A 19,422-nucleotide genomic window follows, 5' to 3' on the forward strand; every position below is an offset into this window, starting at 1 on the left:
CGCCCCTCCTCTCCCATCAAAAACAAGATGACTCTTACGAGTCACCTTCTGATTGTTGTAGACGTTCAAGGGCAAGATCATAGCCACCTGACCCGTAGTTCAAGCAACGCTTGACGCGGGAAATCGTGGCCGTCGAAGCTCCTGTCGCTTCTTCAATTTTATGATACGTACTACCTTCACGAATTTGGCGGGCCACTTCTAGCCGTTGGGCGAGTGCCTGCACTTCGTTCACGGTCGCTAAATCTTCAAATAGTTGATAACAATCTTCGAGTGTATCGAGCTTCAAAATCGCCTCAAACAGCTGATCGAGCTCTCGTCCTCGTAATTTATCGAGTTGCATCCGCAAGCATCCTCTCTCATCGTACTTCTTTATCATTCTAAAGCACGACCGGCTCGGACTCAACTGTTCATCGTAAAATCGCCGGAAATAGTATTTGTTTCTTCATCACTTCGTAAATTCCGAGCGGAGTGGCCCGGACGTACGGCAAATGCGTCGATGCCAAGAACAAGAGCGTATAGATCGGGTCTTCGAACTTGTACCCGCGCCCGAGCAGTTCGGACCGCAGCACTTCTTCCTGGACAATCAACTGTTCGATCGGCTCTTGTGACGTCATCCCGCAGAGCGGGAGCGGGATCTCCGCGATAATCTCACCGCGGTCGACGAGAACGATGCCTCCGCCAAGCTGTTTCATCCGTTCGAACGCCGTCAACATGTCTAGTTTGCATTTTCCGAGGATTAAATAGTCGCCGCTAATCGAATACGAGCTGACGAGACCGCCAAAATCGTTGGCAAACCCTTTCAACACCGTATTGAGGCGCCACTTTCCTTCCTTATCAAGCAACATGAGGAACGACTCGTCCCCATCACGCGGCAATTCGTCTTGACCCGTGTCGTGCGAGATTTTGAATAGCTTCATGATGACCGAGTTGACCATATCGAGACCGACCGGCATACTGAACGACAAATCGTTCGGTGTCAGTTCGATGTCGACATTCGTTGACGGCATGAGCGCGAGCGCCGCGTCGACGAGCTCGTTCGGGAACAACGACGTCCCGTCCCGATAAATCCATTGCCCTTTGGCAATGACGGCGGACGGACGCGGTTCGTCGATCGCATCGAGGATGTTAAGATGCGCGATGCGTCCCGGCGCAATCGAACCGAGGACGTGGTCGAGTCCGAAATGACGTGCCACATTCAAGGAGACGATTCGATACGCCTCAATCGGTGGAAGTCCGGCCTCAATCATGATTTTGACAAGTGCGTCTTGAAGCCCGTCTCGGTAAAACCCTGGTGTCGAGCCGTCAGTCGTGACCATCACATGATCGAACGCCTCGAGTCCTGCATCGATCAGACCGCGAATCAACCCTGGAAGATCGGGACGAATCGAAGAATGGCGAAGCGTCGTCGTGTACCCATGCTCAAGCCGGCATAGCGCCTCGTCTGCTGTCATTGCCTCATGGTCGCTGTGAACACCCATCAACGCCATCTTCGTCAACGTTTTCGCCGAGGCACCTGGGAAATGCCCTTCGACCGGGAGTCCGCACGTCTCGGCGTCGAGCATCCATTGCAACATCTCGTCATCGCCTTTTAACGTTCGCGGCCATGCTGTCAATTCACCGGCCATGATGACGTCCGGATGATTGAACCAGTCGTGAATCCGCTCTGAATCGACGAGGACACTGTCCCGGTCGAGTTCGGTCTGTGTATCAAGACGTGCCCACCAATAGGTGCTCGTCGGTAACTGTTGTATCGCGTCGAGTTGTGCAAACGCTTGCTCCTTATTTTGTAAAAAAAGAAGCATGTTGTCATTCACGAGCGTCGTCGTTCCCCGCTCACCTGCATACTTCGACAGCGTCGCCGGATTATAAAGTTGGAATGGATGCGCATGCGGCTCGATATAGCCAGGCACGATATATTTTCCGGATACGTCCACCGTCTCGACGGCAGCCTTTGGCAAGTCCGGCCCGACGTAGACGATCCGATCATGCTCAATCCAGATGTTGGCTTGTTTCCATTGCTTCACGTACATGTTCAAGTATGTCGCATTTTTCAATACGAGCGAAGGTGGCCTGATTTGGCTCACGACTTCTAGTTGTGACCGAATCATCGCTTTAGACCACGGTGCCCGCGCCGATCGTTTTGTTGGCATCGAACCCAATCCTCCCTTAATCGCCTCGCCATTATTATTAGACAATAATTTTGTAAGCGTTTTCTTTCGTCTAGTTCAAGTTTACCTTTTCTCGGAAAGGCTCGCAAGTTATGTTGCCTATTGTAACGGAATTCACATGAAATTCACATAAGTAAAGACACCTCCTGGAGAAGGTGCCTTTACCAGTCATACATCGTGACCGTTTTCTTCAAATAATGCTCAAGTTGTGCCAGTGGAACCGGCTTACTGTAATGATAACCTTGAATCAATGAACTGCTATGTTCGAGCACGAAAGCGAGCTGCTCCGGACGCTCGACACCTTCGGTGACGATATCAAGACCGAGCGCATGGAACGTTTGATACAACCCTTCAAGCAAGGCCCGGTCGAACGTATTCTCAGGGATACCTTTGACAAAATTTTGGTCGATTTTAATAATATCGAGTTGAAGCGACTGCAAGAACGAGAGCGACGACGTCCCGACCCCGAAGTCGTCGAGCGAAATTTTGACGCCAATCGCTTTGAGCGCGTGGATGAACTGCTGAAGCTCATACAAATTCCCGCCGACCTCACTCTCGGTGATTTCGACATGGAGGCGATGAGGGTCAAATCCCGTTTCGGTCAGCACATGTTCCAATGAAGCTAAAAACGAACCGTCGGCGATTTGTCGTTTCGATACGTTAATCGAGAGGAACAAATGATGCCGTTCCACATGGTCTTTCATCTCCTTGACCGCCTGTACGAGCACCCAGTGACCCAAGTCCGAGATGAGGCCGAGTTGTTCAGCGACCGGGATGAACAGCCCCGGTGAGATTTGACCTTTGGCAGGATGATTCCACCGAATGAGCGCCTCGACCCCTCGGACCGCAAATGGACGCGGCGATACGATCGGTTGATAATACAATTCGAACTCATCATGTTCGAGAGCATACCGCAAGTCGCGTTCCATCTCGAGCGTCTGTAAATAATGGCTCCCATCCTCGATTTCTTGGAACGTGAGGATGCGGTTCTTCCCAGACAGTTTCGCCTCATGAATGACGACGTCGAGCCGACCCATCATGATCTCGTACGTATGATTCGGTTCGGCGCAGGTGAATACATCGATGCCGATTGTTGCCGCCGTCCCTTTCACACCATTGACGTCGGCCCAGTCCTTCAAATCTTTCATCAAGTGCCGGGCGACCGGTTGTAGCTGTTCGAGTGTCCAACCCGGATGCACGAGCATGAACTCATCGGCCCCGATGCGGGCGACGAACCCGTCTTCTTTATAGAAGTTGAGCCGAGAAGCGATATAGATAAGAACAGAATCACCCGTGCGATGTCCGTATTGGTCGTTGATGCGTCGGAAGTCATCCAAGTCCAATCCGAGCACCCCGATTCGTTCCTGCTTGCCACGTACGGTCGAGAAGTAATCTTCTAGCGCGAGTCGGTTCGGGAGGAGTGTCAACGCGTCCCGGAATGCCCGGTCGAGCACTTCGGCGCGCGTATCTTCGAGCGCCGCGAGCACTTCGTTCATGCTCATCGCCATCTGTTCGATTTCGTCGTGGCTGTGCGCGTCCCGGCTGAGGCGGAGTCGGCTATCCCGCTCGAGCGTGATGACCTTCAACTCGCTGACGATTTCCATCAGACGACGAACCACGACTCGATGAATCGTCCACAACAAGGAGAAGAACAGACCGAACCCGAGGACGACGAGTGCAATCATGCCGAGACGCAACATCGTGACCGTGTTTTCGTAGTGTGTCTGGGCGACGGTGAAACCAACTTCATAATCCGCTTGCTGAAACACCGTATCGAGAGGGATCACGACATCGGTCCCATCCGTCCCGCTCGTGATGACTGTCTCGGCTTGGCGTGCCGGCTGAATCGTCAACGGGATTTTCGTCTGGGCACTTATATCCGCCATGACAGCAGCATCGACGAACTCGAGCATGACGAGCGTTCCTTGAACGGGGCCACTCCTATCACTTCGTAAAATCGGGTGACTGACGTACAGCGTCGGACCGAAATCACTCGCATATATGCCGTGTTGCGTACCTTCCTGATTGCTCAATCGAGAAGTGACCGCCTTGAGAATCGTTTGTTGATCGGACTTCGTCAACGTCATGTCCGTTGAACGAAACGCCGAGTAGAATACTTGCCCATCACGGTCCAAATAGACGATGGCGTTGACGCTCAAATTTGTAAGCGATTCGTCGCTAATATTGCTTTGCACGTAGGAGGCGTTCCGTCGTTGAACGAACGTATACGTATCATTCCAGACGGCCCAGTCGACGAGTGTGCGCTCGAGCGTATGCTTCCGATTGGCGAGCGTCTCAGACACGCTCGCGATTTGACTCTCGACCGTTTGACGATCTTGCTCCATGCTTTTCTCGATGAAATATGGTCGTACCCCAAAAAAGATGACACCGACAAACACAATTATATTCACGGCCACCGCAATCATGAGCTTCGTCCGAATGCGCACGTCGACCACCTTCTTCCTTCAATCTACTCCATTATTGTAGAGCAGGAAGCCGGGATTCCCTTCTTTTCGCATGAAAAAAAGGACGGGTTGACCCATCCTTTAAAAAATACGAGCCAACGCCCGTCCACCGATATCACGACGGTAGAACGTCTGTGGCAAATCAAGTTGTTCGAGTGCCATATACACGGTCGTCTTCGCTTCGAGCAACGTCGGTTTCGTCGACGTGAGCACGAATAAGCGCCCTCCGTTGCCGACGATGTCTGTCCCGTCACGGGTCGTGCCCGCATGGAATACGAGCACATCGTCTCCTAAGTCACTGAATCCTGACAATACCTGCCCGGTTGTCGCTCGATCCGGATATCCTTCTGCCGCAACGACGACTCCAATCGTATAACCGTCCACCCATTCAATCGAGTACGGTTTTTGGTCCACGACCGCCTCGATGACGTCGAGGAGTGGAGAAGCCAAGTTCGGGAGAATGACCTCGGTCTCGGGATCGCCAAATCGAACGTTGAACTCGATCACTTTCGGGCCATCCGCCGTCAAGATGAGGCCCGCATACAAAAATCCTTCGAACGGTGTGCCCCGCTCGACCATCGTCCGCGCGAGCGGGAAGAGCACGCGTTCGACGGCTTCCTTATACACAACATCATCCAAGTGAGGCATCGGACTGTAGGCGCCCATGCCACCCGTATTCGGACCTTTGTCGCCGTCAAACGCACGCTTGTGATCTTGAGACGTGATCATTGGGATGACGTGTTCGCCTGAGACGAACGCCATGAGCGAGAACTCTTCCCCGTCCAAAAACTCTTCGATAACGACACGTGACTGGTCGCCGAACTTGTCCGTGTCAAAAATATCATGGATGGCCGCCCGTGCCTCATCGAGTGTGAACGCGACCGTCACCCCTTTACCGGCGGCGAGCCCGTCCGCTTTAACGACGAGCGGGGCTTCGAGTTGATCGATATGATGGAGCGCCGATGCAGCGTCGGTGAACGTGTCATATCCCGCTGTCGGAATATCGGCTTCACGCATCGCTTCTTTAGCGAACGCCTTGCTGCCCTCGAGGAGCGCTGCCGCTTTCGTCGGTCCGAAGATGCGTTGTCCTTCTGCTTGAAACGCGTCGACGACACCAGCCATTAGCGCCGATTCTGGACCGACAATCGTCCAGTCGATCGCCTCATCCTTCGCAAAGGCGACGAGGGCCGAGACATCTGTCTCTTTGATCGGCACGCACGTCACACCGTCCATATTGAGATTACCGGGGGCGACGAACACAACGTGTCCGTCTTGTCTCAACTTCCAGGCGAGCGCGTGCTCACGGCCGCCGCGTCCAATAACGAGTACGTTCATCGTATCGCTCCTCTCAATGTTTGAAGTGTCGAACTGACGTGAATACCATCGTGATGCCGTGACGGTTCGCCGCTTCAATCGACTCTTCGTCACGGATCGACCCGCCTGGTTGAATGATGGCCGTGATGCCGGCCGCTGCCGCTGCCTCGACCGTGTCACCCATCGGGAAGAACGCATCGCTACCGAGCGCAGCCCCTTGCGCACGTTCCCCGGCTTGTTCGAAAGCAATTTTCGCCGCGCCGACGCGGTTCATCTGTCCGGCGCCGATGCCGATTGTCGTCTCGTCTTTCGCGACGACGATTGCATTTGATTTCACGTGTTTGACGACACGCCACGCAAGTTTCAAGTCTTCCCACTCGGACGCCGTCGGTCGACGGTCGGTCACGATTTGACATGACGCATCATCGAGTGTGACGTCGTCCCCGTCTTGGACGAGCAGGCCGCCCGCGACCGCTGTCAAACGCATCCCTGTCATCTGGCCCATGTCGAGCGTCAATAACCGAAGATTCTTTTTCTCTTTCAATCGGTCAAGTGCTGCCTCGCTAAAGGATGGCGCGATGATGATCTCCAAGAAGATGTTGCGGAGCGCTTCTGCCGTCTCCACATCGACTTCACGGTTCAAGGCGACGATGCCACCGAAAATTGAAACCGGATCGGCCGCATGGGCTCTTGAGAACGCTTGGCTAATCGTTTCTCCAACAGCGACACCGCACGGGTTCATATGCTTGACGACGACCGCTGCCGGTTCCGTCAGTTCACTGAGCGCCTCGAGCGCTGCGTTCGTGTCTTGGATGTTGTTATACGAAAGTTCTTTGCCGTGCAGTTGCTCCGCGTTCGCGAGCGTCATCCCGTGATAGAGCGGCGTCTTATAAAACGCTGCCTGCTGGTGCGGGTTCTCTCCGTAACGGAGGTCTTGTACTTTCTCATACGTGACCGTGAGTTGCTCCGGGAACGTCTCACCGATCTGTTGCCCTAAATAGTCAGCGATCAAGGCGTCGTATGCCGCCGTGTGGCGAAACGCTTTTGTCGCGAGACGTTGACGTGTCTCGAACGTCGTCCCGCCGGCGCGAACCGCTTCAGCGACATGACCGTAGTCGGCCGGGTCGACGACGACCGTCACGCTGGCATGGTTTTTTGCGGCCGAACGGAGCATGCTCGGTCCGCCGATATCGATATTCTCAATCGCCTCGTCATACGTCGCGTTCTCTTTCGCGATCGTCTCTTTGAACGGGTACAAGTTGACGACGACGTAGTCAATCGGTTCGATGTCGTGGTCTTTCATCTGTTCGACGTGCGAGTCCAGATCGCGGCGTCCGAGAAGTCCGCCATGTACGAGCGGATGGAGCGTCTTCACGCGACCGTCGAGCATCTCTGGGAACGATGTCACTTCCGAGATGTTTTTTACGGGAAGACCGGCCGCGATGAGCGCCGCTTCCGTCCCGCCTGTCGAGATGAGTTCGATGCCCGCTTCATGCAACGCCTGCGCGAGCTCGACGATTCCTGTTTTATCTGACACACTCAGTAATGCTCTCACTTGAAAACCTCCTGTTGGATAAACACTTGTTGTAATACGCGCGGATAGAGCTGATGCTCGACCGCTTGGATGCGTCTTGTCGCTTCCATAGCATCGCAGCCTGCGATCTCAACTTCTTGTTGGGCGATCATCGGTCCCGTATCCATCCCGGCATCGACGTAATGGACGGTGACACCGCTCGTCGGCACGTTCGCCGCGAGCGCTTGTCCGATGGCGTCTTTACCAGGGAAGGCCGGTAACAGCGACGGATGGATGTTGATGATGTGCTTCGGGTACGCCGCAAGTAGCACGTCCCCAATCAAGCGCATATACCCGGCCAAGACGATATAGTCGGCGCCTAATGCCTGTAATAAGACGAGAAGCTCTTGTTCGAATTCTGCTTTTGACGCGTACGTCTTCGGTTCGAACGAGAAGCTCGCGATGTTGAACCGATCTGCCCGCTCGAGTACTTTCGCTTCTGGTTTGTCCGTGACGAGCAGGACACATTCTCCTGACAAGTCGCCTCGGTCGATGGCTTGCCAAATCGCTTCGGCGTTGCTACCGGACCCGGAGGCGAAGATGGCAAACTTTTTCACTGGTCGACCCCCATGATGCGGACACCCGGTTTGGCATCGACTTTCCCGATGCGATGCGACGTCTCTCCGGCGCGCTCGAGCGCGGCTTCGACGACCGCGACATCTTCAGGCCGGACCGTGATCATGAAGCCGATGCCCATATTGAACACGTTGAACATCTCTTGTTTCGAGACGTGGCCGACTTGTTCGAGCCAGTCGAACACTGGCAGGCTCGGCCAATTTGAGGCATCGAACGTGACACCAAGTCCTTCCGGGAGCATGCGTGGCACGTTCTCGTAAAACCCGCCGCCCGTGATATGGGCCATGCCTTGGACGCGCCCCGTCGCGATGGCCGCTTTCGCCGCCTCGGAATAGATGCGCGTCGGCAACAAGAGGGCGTTCCCGAGCGTCGTGTCGAGCATGGCGATTTCATCCGTGTAGGCGAGCCCTTGCGATTCGACGATATGGCGGACGAGGGAGAATCCGTTCGAGTGGACACCAGATGATGCTAACCCTAGGACGATATCCTCCGCTTCAATCGTTCGTCCATCGATCAATGCTTCCTTCTCGACGACACCGACGGCGAATCCAGCGATATCATATTCGCCGTCCGGATACATCCCCGGCATCTCGGCCGTCTCGCCTCCGACGAGGGCACAGCCCGCTTGGACACAGCCTTCGGCGACGCCTGCGACGATGCGTTCAAGTTTGGCCGGTTCCGCTTTGCCGGTCGCGATATAGTCTAAGAAATAAAGCGGTTCGGCTCCGTGGACGAGACAGTCATTGACACACATCGCCACACAGTCAATTCCAATCGTATCATGTTGGTCGAGCGCGAACGCGAGTTTAAGCTTTGTGCCAACCCCATCCGTTCCGCTGACGAGAATCGGATGTTTCAACTGCATCGAGCCGAGGTCGATCATCGCCCCGAAACTACCGAGCCCGGTCATCACTTCTGGACGCATCGTCCGTGCAACGTGACGCTTCATGCGTGATACTGCCTCATAGCCTGCTTCTAAATTCACACCCGCTTGTTCATATCTTAAACTCATCGTCAGTCCCCCTCAAGCTTTTGTCTCTGTTACAAGTTCCGCCAGTTCAGTTGGATAAAGTCCGGTGAAGCAAGCGGCGCACTGCCCGCGCAAGTTCCCTTCGAACGGCCGGTCAATCGCTTCAACCGTCCCGTCCAATGTGAGGAATGCCAGTGAATCGGCCCCAATCTCTTCTTTAATCTCTTCGATGGATTTGGTAGCCGCAATCAACTCTTCCTTTGATGATGTATCGATGCCGTAATAACACGGATGCTTGATCGGTGGTGACGTGATGCGCACATGCACCTCGGTCGCCCCGGCTTCACGAAGCAACTTGACGATGCGTCGGCTCGTCGTACCGCGAACAATCGAGTCGTCGACCATGATGACCCGCTTTCCACTCACGACGCCTCGAAGCGCCGACAGTTTCATCTTGACGCCGCGCTCCCGTAACTCTTGCGACGGCTGGATGAATGTCCGCCCGACATAGCGGTTTTTGATGAGTCCCATCTCGTATGGGATCCCGCTCGCCTCGGCGTAACCGATGGCCGCCGAGATGCTCGAGTCCGGGACGCCGGTCACGACGTCCGCTTCGACCGGTGCCTCGTCGAACATCTTCTTCCCCATCGCCTTACGAGCCGTATGCACGTTAATCCCGTCGATAATCGAATCAGGCCGCGAGAAGTAGATATATTCCATTGAACACATCGCACGGACCGCTGCCTCACTGTAACGTTCTGATACGATCCCGTCTTGCGTGATCATGAGCAGTTCTCCCGGTTCGACATCGCGTACGTACGTCGCCCCCACGACGTCAAACGCACATGTCTCTGAGGCGAACACATAAGCTCCGTCCTCGGTCTGACCGAGCGAGAGCGGACGTAAGCCGTGCACGTCGACGCCGACATAGAGCGCGTCTTCCGTTAAGAAGAGGAAGGCGAATGCGCCGACAAGACGAGCCAAGCTGTCCGCGATCCGTTCTTTCATCGAGTTGCCCCGGCTCCGCTTAATCAAGTGGGCGACGACTTCCGTGTCAGATGTCGTCTGAAAGATCGCGCCTTCCGCTTCGAGCATATGTTTCAACTCGTTGGCGTTGACGAGGTTGCCGTTATGCGCCATCGCCAAATCGCCTGTGAGCGACTTGAAGTGGAGCGGTTGGACGTTCTCGAGCGTGTTACCGCCTGCCGTCGAATAACGGACGTGACCGATGGCGTGCTGCCCAGTCAGTGCGTCGAGCGACGGTTCGTCGAACACTTCGGCGACGAGGCCGAGCCCGCGTTTGGCGTGCAAGCGTTCGCCGTCAGCCGTGACGATGCCTGTCCCTTCTTGTCCCCGGTGTTGCAGGCTGTGGAGGCCGTAGTAGGCGAGGTGTGACGCTTCGTGGTGATTGAATACCCCGAATACCCCGCACTCCTCGTTCATGCCTCGGATGTCATATAACATGGAATAGCTCCTTCCCATACCCGTTCAAGTTCCGTGACGTCCATTTCAATGAGTCGGTCGCTCGCACGAACCGTCATTTGTGGCGTGTCTGTCACCTGTCCGATGCGCGACGCCTTCGTCAAGGATGCGAACGCATCGGCCTGATGCGGTGCGACCGTGACGAGGAAACGTGACTGTGATTCGCTGAAGAGCGTCGTCACGAGATCCGTGTTGACCGTGACGTCTGCGCCGAAGCCCGTGCCGAACACGAGTTCAGGGAGTGCCGCGGCGAGCCCACCTTCCGATACGTCGTGGGCCGCCGTGACAAGTCCTGCCCGAATCGCTGTAAGGAGTGCTTGTTGCTGACTGCTCTCTGTCTCAAGATCAAGCGTCGGCGCCTGCCCGCTCACTTTACCGTCTTGAAGCATTTGGAGCGCACTACCGCCGAATTCTGGTTTCGTCTCCCCGAGCAGGAAGATGATGTCGCCTGCTGCTTTCGCGAACGACGTCGTGATATGTTCTGGCTTATCGATCAAGCCGACCATGCCGACGACCGGTGTCGGATAAATCGCCGTCCCGTTCGATTCATTGTAAAGCGAGACGTTTCCACCGATGACCGGTGTGTCGAGAGCACGGCACGCTTCGGCCATCCCTTCGACGGCTTGGTCGAGCTGCCAGAAGCCTTCTGGCTTATCCGGGCTACCGAAGTTCAAGCAGTCCGTGAGGGCGAGTGGTGTGGCGCCGCTGGCGACGATGTTGCGCGCTGCCTCTGCGACCGCGATCGCACCACCGACACGCGGGTCGAGATAGACGTACTTGGCGTTGCAGTCCGTCGTCATCGCGAGCGCTTTGTCTGTGTCGCGAATGCGGATGACGGCCGCATCACTTCCTGGCGCGACGACGGTCGATGTTTGGACCATGTGATCATATTGCTCATACACCCAACGTTTCGAGGCGATTGTCGGCATGGCGAGCACATCTTTCCATGTCGAGAGCGCGTCCGTGACGACCGGTTGGACCGGTGCCATCGCTTGGAACGTCTCATAGTATGCCGGTACTTGCGACGGCTTATGGTAGACCGGTGCGTCTTCTGCGAGCGCGTCGACCGGCACTTCGGCCGCGACTTCCCCGTGATGGAGAAGACGGAGCACTTTTTCTTCGATGACGACACCGACTTTGATCGCATGAAGTCCCCACTTCGTGACGATCGCTTCGATCTCATCTTCATGCCCTGCCTTGACGACGAGGAGCATCCGCTCTTGTGACTCGGACAACATCATCTCGTATGGCGTCATGTCAGCCTCACGTTGTGGGACGAGGTCGAGGTTCATCTCGATGCCCATGCCTGCCTTCGATGCCATCTCGGCCGAAGATGACGTGAGACCGGCTGCCCCCATGTCTTGGATACCGACGAGAGCCGGGTGCTTGATGACTTCCAAACACGCCTCAATCAACAGTTTCTCCATGAACGGGTCACCGACTTGGACGGCCGGGCGTTTCTCGTCCGCATCCTCACCGAGTTCTTCCGAGGCGAACGTCGCCCCGTGAATGCCGTCGCGTCCTGTCGTCGCGCCGACGTACATGACCGAGTTACCAACACCTTCGGCAATCCCTTTTTGAATGTCTTCATGGCGAATGAGTCCGACGCACATCGCGTTGACGAGCGGGTTGCCGGCATAGGCCGGGTCGAACGCGACTTCCCCACCGACCGTCGGGATGCCGACACAGTTGCCGTAACCGGCGATGCCGGAGACGACGTGGCCGAAGAGATGTTTCACACGTGATTCGTTCAAATCTCCGAAGCGGAGCGAGTTGAGGAGTGCGACCGGTCGCGCGCCCATCGAGAAGATGTCGCGGATAATCCCGCCGACCCCTGTGGCCGCACCTTGGTACGGCTCAATCGCCGACGGATGGTTATGGCTCTCGATTTTGAATGCGACGGCCTGGCCATCGCCAATGTCGACGATGCCGGCACCTTCCCCGGGTCCTTGAAGGACGTGTTTCCCAGTGGTCGGGAATTTCCGGAGGACAGGCTTCGAGTTTTTGTACGAACAGTGTTCAGACCACATGACCGAGAATAACCCGATCTCGGTGTAATTCGGCTCACGGCCGAGCAGTGAGACGACGAGCGCATATTCCTCATCGGTCAAGCCCATCGTTGCGTAAAGTCGTTCTTCACGGATGTGTGTTGCTGTCGGTTCAGTTGTAAGTAGCATGTCGAGTCCCCCATTTCACCATCGAAGTGAATAATCGTTTGCCGTCTTCCCCGCCTAAGAGTGCTTCGACCGCCCGTTCCGGGTGTGGCATCATTCCGAGCACGTTGCCTTGTGCGTTCGTGATTCCTGCGATATTCGCGACCGATCCGTTCGGATTGTCGGTATACGTGAAAGCGATTTGTCCGTTCGCTCGGAGCGTCTCGAGCGTCTCGTCGTCACAGTAGTAGTTGCCTTCCCCGTGTGCGATCGGGATCCGAATCGTCTCACCGAGTGCATAATCGTTCGTGAACATCGTCTCGTTCGTTTCGACTTTCAATTCGACCGTCTTGCACATGAACTTCAAGTCACGGTTGCGCATCAACACACCCGGGAGGAGCCCTGCTTCGACGAGCACTTGGAATCCGTTACAGACGCCGAGTACCGGACGTCCTTCTTCGGCGAACCGCTTCACTTCGTTCATGATTGGTGAGAACTGGGCGATGGCGCCGCAGCGCAAGTAGTCCCCGTATGAGAACCCCCCTGGCAGGAGCACACCGTCATACCCATCAAGCGACGTTTCCGTATGGAACACATAGTCCGCTTCTTCGCCGAGGACATCTTTTACGGCGTGATACATGTCGAGGTCACAGTTCGATCCCGGGAAGACGATGACAGCGAATTTCATGCGAGTACCCCCATCTCGATCCGATAGTTCTCGATAACCGTGTTGACGAGCAACTTCTCACACATGTCACGCACCATCGCTTCGGTCGTCTCATCTGCGACTTGAAGCTCGATGACTTTCCCGATGCGTACCGACTCTACCCCTGTAAAACCGAGATGTTCGAGTCCACCTTTTACGGCGACGCCTTGTGGATCCAGTACACTTTCACGTAATGTCACGTACACGTTTACTTTTTTCATCGGTCCATTCCCCCTATGCGTGTTAACAGTTGGCTGTATGTGTCTGTCAGAGATCCGAGGTCTCTTCGGAAAACGTCTTTATCGAGCTTTTGTTTCGTCTCTTTGTCCCAAAGCCGGCACGTGTCCGGTGAGATTTCGTCGGCAAGGATAATCGTGCCGTCGACTTTACCGAATTCAAGTTTGAAATCGATTAAATCGATACCATGTTCATTGAAGAAATCGAGCAATACATCGTTGACCCACAGGCCGAGTTGTCGCAATGTTTCGACTTCTTTATGTGTGGCGACTTGCAGTAAACGGATATGGTCCTCTGTTAGGAGTGGATCTCCGAGTGCGTCATCTTTATAGTAAAACTCGACGATTGGCGATAGGAGCGGTGCCCCTTCTTCCCAACCGAGTCGTTTGGCAAGGCTCCCGGCGGCGACGTTGCGAACGACTACCTCGAGCGGAATGATGTCGACACGGCGCACGAGTTGCTCGCGATCCGATACTCGCTTAATGAAATGCGTCGGAATCTTGTGATCGTGCATGAGTTCGAACAAGCGCGTCGTGATGGCATTGTTCAGTACACCTTTGCCGGCGATTGATTCTTTCTTCTCCCCGTTAAATGCTGTCGCGTCGTCTTTATAATAAACACGGAGCACACCCTGTTCTTCAGTCTCAAATAACGCTTTTGCTTTACCTTCGTAAATTGCTTCCATCTGTATCGTCCCCCTTAAAAGTGAGAGGGGCATGAAGCCCCTCAACGATCACAAACCACAGCGTTCAAAAATGACATCGACACGGCGCACGTGATGGCTCGGGTCGAATAGGTCGTCGAGCTCGTCACTCGTGAAGAGTGCGCCCATCTCGGCGTCTCGTTCAATCAAAGTGCGGAACATCGTCTCTTCTTCCCACGCCTGCATCGCCTTCGGTTGAACGGCGTCATACGCGGCTTCGCGCGACCATCCTTTTTCGATCAAGGCGAGCAAGATGCGTTGGGAGAAGATGATGCCAAACGTCCGGTCCATGTTACGGCGCATATTGTCTGGGAAGACCGTCAAGTTCTTCACGATATTGCCGAACCGGTTCAACATATAGTTGAGGAGGCTCGTCGCATCCGGAAGGATGATTCGTTCGGCTGAAGAGTGCGAGATGTCACGTTCATGCCAAAGCGGGACGTTCTCATACGCCGTCACCATATGACCACGAATGACACGGGCCAGGCCGGTCATATTCTCTGAACCGATTGGGTTACGTTTATGCGGCATCGCTGACGACCCTTTCTGACCTTTGGCGAAGAATTCTTCGACCTCACGTGTCTCTGTCTTTTGGAGGCCGCGAATCTCTGTCGCCATCTTCTCGATTGATGTGGCGATTAACGCGAGCGTGGACATGTACTCGGCGTGACGGTCACGTTGTAACGTCTGTGTCGAGATTGGTGCCGCTTGAATCCCTAGCTTGTCACACACATACGATTCGATGAACGGATCGATGTTTGCGAACGTGCCGACCGCACCACTCATCTTGCCGAACTCGATCGTCTCACGGGCGGCCATGAATCGCTTCTTGTTACGTTTCATCTCTTCGTACCAAAGGGCGAGCTTTAATCCGAACGTCGTCGGCTCTGCGTGCACGCCATGTGTACGTCCCATCATGATGTCGTACTTATGTGTTTTCGCTTTCTCGGCGAGAATGTCGATGAAACGGTCGATATCGGCTTCTAAAATGTCGTTCGCTTGCTTGATCAAGTACGACAAGGCCGTGTCGACGACGTCCGTCGAAGTCAGTCCGTAATGTACCCACTTCTTCTCTTCGCCGAGCGTCTCTGAGACGGCACGGGTAAAGGCGATAACATCATGACGCGTCTCCTGTTCGATTTCGAGGATGCGCTCGACATCAAACGATGCCTTGTCCCACAATACGGCGACATCTTCCTTCGGGATGACACCGAGTTCGCTCCATGCCTCACAGGCGTACAGTTCTACTTGGAGCCATGCCTCAAACTTGTTCTGGTCTGTCCAAATCGCCGCCATTTCGGGACGGGTATAACGTGAAATCATAAAACGGTCTCCTTCCAAATTGCCAATTGTTCGATGGTCTGAAGCGCCTCTTCGACGGAATCAGCGAGCACGTTCAAATGCCCCATCTTCCGGCCCAGCTTGGCTTCTTCTTTCCCATACAAATGTAGTTTAACATTCGACGGTAACGTTTGCGGGTTCAGCTCGCCCATATGTTCGCCTAACAGGTTGACCATGACGACCGGGGTGCGTAGCGTCGTTCGCCCGAGCTTCATCCCGGCGATCGCCCGAATGTGTTGCTCGAACTGTGACGTCTCACAGGCGTCAATCGTGTAATGTCCTGAGTTGTGAGGGCGTGGGGCAAGTTCATTCACATACAAGGAACCATCTTCCATAATGAACAACTCAACGGCCAGCGTACCGATTAGTCCAATGTAATCGGCGAGTTGAAGGGCCAAGTGCCGCGCCTCCTCCAAAATATCTGGCTCCACTCGTGCCGGTACAATCGAAAGATGTAAAATATTATTTTGATGAATGTTCTCACTGATGGGGAACGTCGTCGTCTCGTGCTTCCCTCTCGTCACGATGACAGAGATTTCTTTTTTAAAAGGAAGCCAAGCTTCGGCCACATATTCGGTCTCTTCGAACTGATCTGTGAACGAGTATACGTCTTGTTCCGACCGCAGTACCGTTTGACCTTTTCCGTCATAACCGAACCGGCACGTCTTGACGACGAACGGGAAACCTAACACGTCTTTTGCTCGAATGACATCCCGGACGGAACGGACCGGAATATACGGTGCGACTTGAAGACCAGCCCCTTCAATCATTTGCTTTTCAAAGATTCGATGCTGCGTCGCCTTCAAGACATCCATCCCTTGAGGACATTTGTCAGCAATGGCTTCAATCATCGTCGTATCGATGTTCTCAAATTCATAGGTGATGACGTCTGAACGATGAGCCAGTTCACGAGCTGCCGTTACGTCGTCGAATGCAGCGACAATGCTCGGTGCGACTTGAGCGGCGGGTGCGTTTGGGTTCGGATCAAGACTTAACGTTTCGTACCCCATAGCACTCGCACTGAGCGACATCATGCGACCTAATTGACCTCCACCTAAAATTCCGATTCTCATTAGATCAGTTCCTCCGTCGCTTGAAGTGACATCTCACGTTTCGCTTGGCGGTATGACTCAAGACGTTCAGTCAATTCAGGAAATTGGAGGCTCAGGATCTGTGCGGCGAGGAGACCTGCGTTCGTCGCCCCGGCACGACCGATGGCGACGGTTGCGACCGGTACACCTGCAGGCATTTGAACGATCGAAAGCAATGAATCAAGTCCGTTTAACGCCTTCGATTGTACCGGCACCCCGATGACAGGTAATGTTGTCTTTGCAGCGACCATACCCGGCAAGTGGGCTGCACCTCCCGCACCTGCAATAATGACCTGTATGCCCCGTTCTCGGGCCTCTTCAGCATATTCAAACATTAAGTCCGGCGTCCGATGTGCCGAGACAACTTGTTTTTCATATGGAATATTCAATTCTTCTAGGATGTCACAAGCATGGCGTATTGTTTCCCAATCAGACGAGCTACCCATAATCACACTTACTGTTGCCTTCACTTAAATGTCCCCCTTAAATAAAGAAATCCCTAAACCGAATAACCAGTTTAGGGTATAGGCCACGACAAAAAAATGTCGACTATACCCCATAGTCTGATCAGAATCGGCGATCAGGTAGAAACTTGCGAGCCATTTCCTCGCGATTATATGGAGCACTATTTAATTTGTTCTTAACTCACACGCCTATCGTACCTTGTTCATTCAAAACATGTCAACAAACTGCGAACAATTTAATTGTCTGAATATTTATCGTTCGTCTTTAGGTTCATTAAAATACAAAAAAACCGCCACTCACTCGTGGCGGTTTGGCATTATGGTTTGAGAGCAACGCACTCAAATAAAATCGACTGATGGGAATGTACAGGTTCGTCTTTGGTTCCCGTTTGTTCAAAGACAGGCTTTTCAATCCTACGTACCGGGCGATACCCCATTTGAGCAATTCGATTTAAACACTCATCGATTGTCTCGTTTGGCTCGACGTATACTTTGATTTTTTTGGCCATCTGTTCTTCCTCTCTTTCATTTGAATCGCGATATAAATAAAAAAAGCGGCGGCCCTTGAGCGAATGCTCCAGAACCACCGTTTGCCTGGCGACGTCCTATCCTCACAGGGGGAGACCCCCAACTACTTTCGGCGCTGAAGCGCTTAACTTCCGTGTTCGGCATGGGAACGGGTGTGGCCGCTTCGCTATCGCCACCAGACAAGAGAGATCGTTCTCTCAAAACTGAAGACTCATCAATTCATACAAACCATTAGACTAGATCAAAGCCTCGACCGATTAGTATCATTCAGCTCCACACGTCGCCGTGCTTCCACCCATGACCTATCTACCTCATCGTCTCTGAGGGGTCTTTCTTGATTGCTCAAAGGGAAATCTCATCTCGGAGGGGGCTTCATGCTTAGATGCTTTCAGCACTTATCCCGTCCGCACGTAGCTACCCAGCGATGCTCCTGGCGGAACAACTGGTACACCAGCGGTGCGTCCATCCCGGTCCTCTCGTACTAAGGACAGCTCTCCTCAAATTTCCTGCGCCCACGACGGATAGGGACCGAACTGTCTCACGACGTTCTGAACCCAGCTCGCGTACCGCTTTAATGGGCGAACAGCCCAACCCTTGGGACCTACTCCAGCCCCAGGATGCGATGAGCCGACATCGAGGTGCCAAACCTCCCCGTCGATGTGGACTCTTGGGGGAGATCAGCCTGTTATCCCCAGGGTAGCTTTTATCCGTTGAGCGATGGCCCTTCCATGCGGAACCACCGGATCACTAAGCCCGACTTTCGTCCCTGCTCGACTTGTAGGTCTCGCAGTCAAGCTCCCTTCTGCCTTTGCACTCTTCGAATGATTTCCAACCATTCTGAGGGAACCTTTGGGCGCCTCCGTTACTGTTTAGGAGGCGACCGCCCCAGTCAAACTACCCACCTGACACGGTCCTCCAGCCGGATCACGGCTGCGAGTTAGAGACTCTATACGCAAAGGGTGGTATCCCAAGGGTGTCTCCACCGAAGCTGGCGCTCCGGCTTCACAAACTCCCACCTATCCTGTACATCGCGTACAAAGCCTCAATATCAGGCTGTAGTAAAGCTCCATGGGGTCTTTCCGTCCTGTCGCGGGTAACCTGCATCTTCACAGGTACTATGATTTCACCGGGTCTCTCGTTGAGACAGTGCCCAAATCGTTACGCCTTTCGTGCGGGTCGGAACTTACCCGACAAGGAATTTCGCTACCTTAGGACCGTTATAGTTACGGCCGCCGTTTACTGGGGCTTCGGTTCAGTGCTTCTCTTGCGATGACACATCCCCTTAACCTTCCAGCACCGGGCAGGCGTCAGCCCCTATACTTCATCTTGCGATTTAGCAGAGACCTGTGTTTTTGCTAAACAGTCGTTTGGGCCTATTCACTGCGGCTTATGTTGCCATAAGCGTCCCTTCTCCCGAAGTTACGGGACCATTTTGCCGAGTTCCTTAACGAGAGTTATCCCGCGCGTCTTAGAATTCTCATCTCGCCTACCTGTGTCGGTTTACGGTACTGGCGCCGACCTCCTTACTAGAGGCTTTTCTTGGCAGCGTGAAATCCGGTACTTCGCCCTACGGGCTCCACGTCACAGCTCAGCCTTGTGTGTCGGGCGGATTTGCCAACCCGACGGCCTCGCTGCTTGTCCGTGCACTTCC

16 protein-coding genes, 2 rRNA genes and 1 riboswitch (1 of these 19 cut by a window edge) are annotated in these 19,422 nt (G+C 54.2%); all 18 genes read right to left on the reverse strand.

The window, feature by feature from the left end; genetic code table 11:
- Positions 1-34: 34 nt before the first annotated feature.
- Entirely contained in the window at positions 35-340 is a 306-nt protein-coding gene (locus tag NMQ00_RS13125; protein WP_034781303.1) for a YerC/YecD family TrpR-related protein, read from the reverse strand.
- 67 nt (positions 341-407) lie between these two features.
- Positions 408-2,150 (reverse strand): adenine deaminase C-terminal domain-containing protein, encoded by a 1,743-nt coding sequence (locus NMQ00_RS13130; protein ID WP_255177039.1) that lies wholly within the window; start codon positions 2,148-2,150, stop codon positions 408-410.
- Positions 2,151-2,329: 179 nt separating this feature from the next.
- Complete coding sequence (locus NMQ00_RS13135; RefSeq protein WP_255177040.1) at positions 2,330-4,615, reverse strand: bifunctional diguanylate cyclase/phosphodiesterase; 2,286 nt, start codon at positions 4,613-4,615, stop codon at positions 2,330-2,332.
- Positions 4,616-4,714: 99 nt separating this feature from the next.
- Positions 4,715-5,968, reverse strand: coding sequence for a phosphoribosylamine--glycine ligase (purD, locus tag NMQ00_RS13140; protein WP_255177041.1), 1,254 nt, complete (start codon positions 5,966-5,968; stop codon positions 4,715-4,717).
- Positions 5,969-5,981: 13 nt separating this feature from the next.
- Positions 5,982-7,502 carry a bifunctional phosphoribosylaminoimidazolecarboxamide formyltransferase/IMP cyclohydrolase gene (purH, locus tag NMQ00_RS13145; RefSeq protein WP_255177042.1) on the reverse strand — a complete coding sequence of 507 codons (1,521 nt, stop codon included), beginning with the start codon at positions 7,500-7,502 and terminating at the stop codon, positions 5,982-5,984.
- Entirely contained in the window at positions 7,499-8,077 is a 579-nt protein-coding gene (purN, locus tag NMQ00_RS13150; RefSeq protein ID WP_255177043.1) for a phosphoribosylglycinamide formyltransferase, read from the reverse strand. Before purN ends, purH begins: the two co-directional genes overlap by 4 nt.
- Positions 8,074-9,108, reverse strand: coding sequence for a phosphoribosylformylglycinamidine cyclo-ligase (gene purM / locus NMQ00_RS13155; RefSeq protein ID WP_255177044.1), 1,035 nt, complete (start codon positions 9,106-9,108; stop codon positions 8,074-8,076). The genes purN and purM overlap by 4 nt, the downstream gene beginning before the upstream one ends.
- Positions 9,109-9,120: 12 nt before the next feature.
- Positions 9,121-10,530, reverse strand: a complete 1,410-nt coding sequence (gene purF, locus NMQ00_RS13160) for an amidophosphoribosyltransferase (protein ID WP_255177045.1) — start codon at positions 10,528-10,530, stop codon at positions 9,121-9,123.
- Complete coding sequence (purL, locus tag NMQ00_RS13165) at positions 10,506-12,725, reverse strand: phosphoribosylformylglycinamidine synthase subunit PurL (protein ID WP_255177046.1); 2,220 nt, start codon at positions 12,723-12,725, stop codon at positions 10,506-10,508. Before purL ends, purF begins: the two co-directional genes overlap by 25 nt.
- The gene (purQ, locus tag NMQ00_RS13170) at positions 12,709-13,389 is read right to left on the reverse strand and encodes a phosphoribosylformylglycinamidine synthase subunit PurQ (RefSeq protein ID WP_255177047.1); all 681 of its coding nucleotides are present in this window, start codon (positions 13,387-13,389) and stop codon (positions 12,709-12,711) included. Before purQ ends, purL begins: the two co-directional genes overlap by 17 nt.
- Positions 13,386-13,628 carry a phosphoribosylformylglycinamidine synthase subunit PurS gene (gene purS, locus NMQ00_RS13175; RefSeq protein WP_021065194.1) on the reverse strand — a complete coding sequence of 81 codons (243 nt, stop codon included), beginning with the start codon at positions 13,626-13,628 and terminating at the stop codon, positions 13,386-13,388. The genes purQ and purS overlap by 4 nt, the downstream gene beginning before the upstream one ends.
- Positions 13,625-14,329, reverse strand: coding sequence for a phosphoribosylaminoimidazolesuccinocarboxamide synthase (purC, locus tag NMQ00_RS13180; protein ID WP_255177048.1), 705 nt, complete (start codon positions 14,327-14,329; stop codon positions 13,625-13,627). Before purC ends, purS begins: the two co-directional genes overlap by 4 nt.
- A 48-nt stretch (positions 14,330-14,377) precedes the next feature.
- On the reverse strand, positions 14,378-15,670 hold the full coding sequence (gene purB, locus NMQ00_RS13185; protein WP_255177049.1) for an adenylosuccinate lyase: 1,293 nt from the start codon (positions 15,668-15,670) through the stop codon (positions 14,378-14,380).
- Positions 15,667-16,761 carry a 5-(carboxyamino)imidazole ribonucleotide synthase gene (purK, locus tag NMQ00_RS13190; protein ID WP_255177050.1) on the reverse strand — a complete coding sequence of 365 codons (1,095 nt, stop codon included), beginning with the start codon at positions 16,759-16,761 and terminating at the stop codon, positions 15,667-15,669. Before purK ends, purB begins: the two co-directional genes overlap by 4 nt.
- Positions 16,761-17,249 carry a 5-(carboxyamino)imidazole ribonucleotide mutase gene (gene purE, locus NMQ00_RS13195; RefSeq protein WP_255177051.1) on the reverse strand — a complete coding sequence of 163 codons (489 nt, stop codon included), beginning with the start codon at positions 17,247-17,249 and terminating at the stop codon, positions 16,761-16,763. Before purE ends, purK begins: the two co-directional genes overlap by 1 nt.
- A gap of 69 nt (positions 17,250-17,318) precedes the next feature.
- Positions 17,319-17,420, reverse strand: a riboswitch (purine riboswitch).
- A 140-nt stretch (positions 17,421-17,560) separates the two neighbouring features.
- Positions 17,561-17,752, reverse strand: coding sequence for an NETI motif-containing protein (locus tag NMQ00_RS13200; RefSeq protein WP_034781380.1), 192 nt, complete (start codon positions 17,750-17,752; stop codon positions 17,561-17,563).
- Positions 17,753-17,835: 83 nt separating this feature from the next.
- Positions 17,836-17,951 (reverse strand): 5S ribosomal RNA (gene rrf / locus NMQ00_RS13205).
- A 57-nt stretch (positions 17,952-18,008) separates the two neighbouring features.
- Positions 18,009-19,422, reverse strand: a 23S ribosomal RNA gene (locus NMQ00_RS13210) (it continues 1,500 nt past the right edge of the window).

This window comes from Exiguobacterium aurantiacum, from assembly GCF_024362205.1.
Classification (GTDB): Bacteria; Bacillota; Bacilli; order Exiguobacteriales; family Exiguobacteriaceae; genus Exiguobacterium; species Exiguobacterium aurantiacum_B.

Excerpts from the sequence above, each read along its gene's own strand:
- purM (WP_255177044.1), bottom strand. The coding sequence starts at position 9,108 with ATGAGTTTAAGATATGAACAAGCGGGTGTGAATTTAGAAGCAGGCTAT.
- NMQ00_RS13125 (WP_034781303.1), bottom strand. The coding sequence starts at position 340 with ATGCAACTCGATAAATTACGAGGACGAGAGCTCGATCAGCTGTTTGAG.
- NMQ00_RS13130 (WP_255177039.1), bottom strand. The coding sequence starts at position 2,150 with ATGCCAACAAAACGATCGGCGCGGGCACCGTGGTCTAAAGCGATGATT.
- purK (WP_255177050.1), bottom strand. The coding sequence starts at position 16,761 with ATGAGAATCGGAATTTTAGGTGGAGGTCAATTAGGTCGCATGATGTCG.
- purL (WP_255177046.1), bottom strand. The coding sequence starts at position 12,725 with ATGCTACTTACAACTGAACCGACAGCAACACACATCCGTGAAGAACGA.
- NMQ00_RS13200 (WP_034781380.1), bottom strand. The coding sequence starts at position 17,752 with ATGGCCAAAAAAATCAAAGTATACGTCGAGCCAAACGAGACAATCGAT.
- purC (WP_255177048.1), bottom strand. The coding sequence starts at position 14,329 with ATGGAAGCAATTTACGAAGGTAAAGCAAAAGCGTTATTTGAGACTGAA.
- purS (WP_021065194.1), bottom strand. The coding sequence starts at position 13,628 with ATGAAAAAAGTAAACGTGTACGTGACATTACGTGAAAGTGTACTGGAT.
- purB (WP_255177049.1), bottom strand. The coding sequence starts at position 15,670 with ATGATTTCACGTTATACCCGTCCCGAAATGGCGGCGATTTGGACAGAC.
- purQ (WP_255177047.1), bottom strand. The coding sequence starts at position 13,389 with ATGAAATTCGCTGTCATCGTCTTCCCGGGATCGAACTGTGACCTCGAC.
- purD (WP_255177041.1), bottom strand. The coding sequence starts at position 5,968 with ATGAACGTACTCGTTATTGGACGCGGCGGCCGTGAGCACGCGCTCGCC.
- purF (WP_255177045.1), bottom strand. The coding sequence starts at position 10,530 with ATGTTATATGACATCCGAGGCATGAACGAGGAGTGCGGGGTATTCGGG.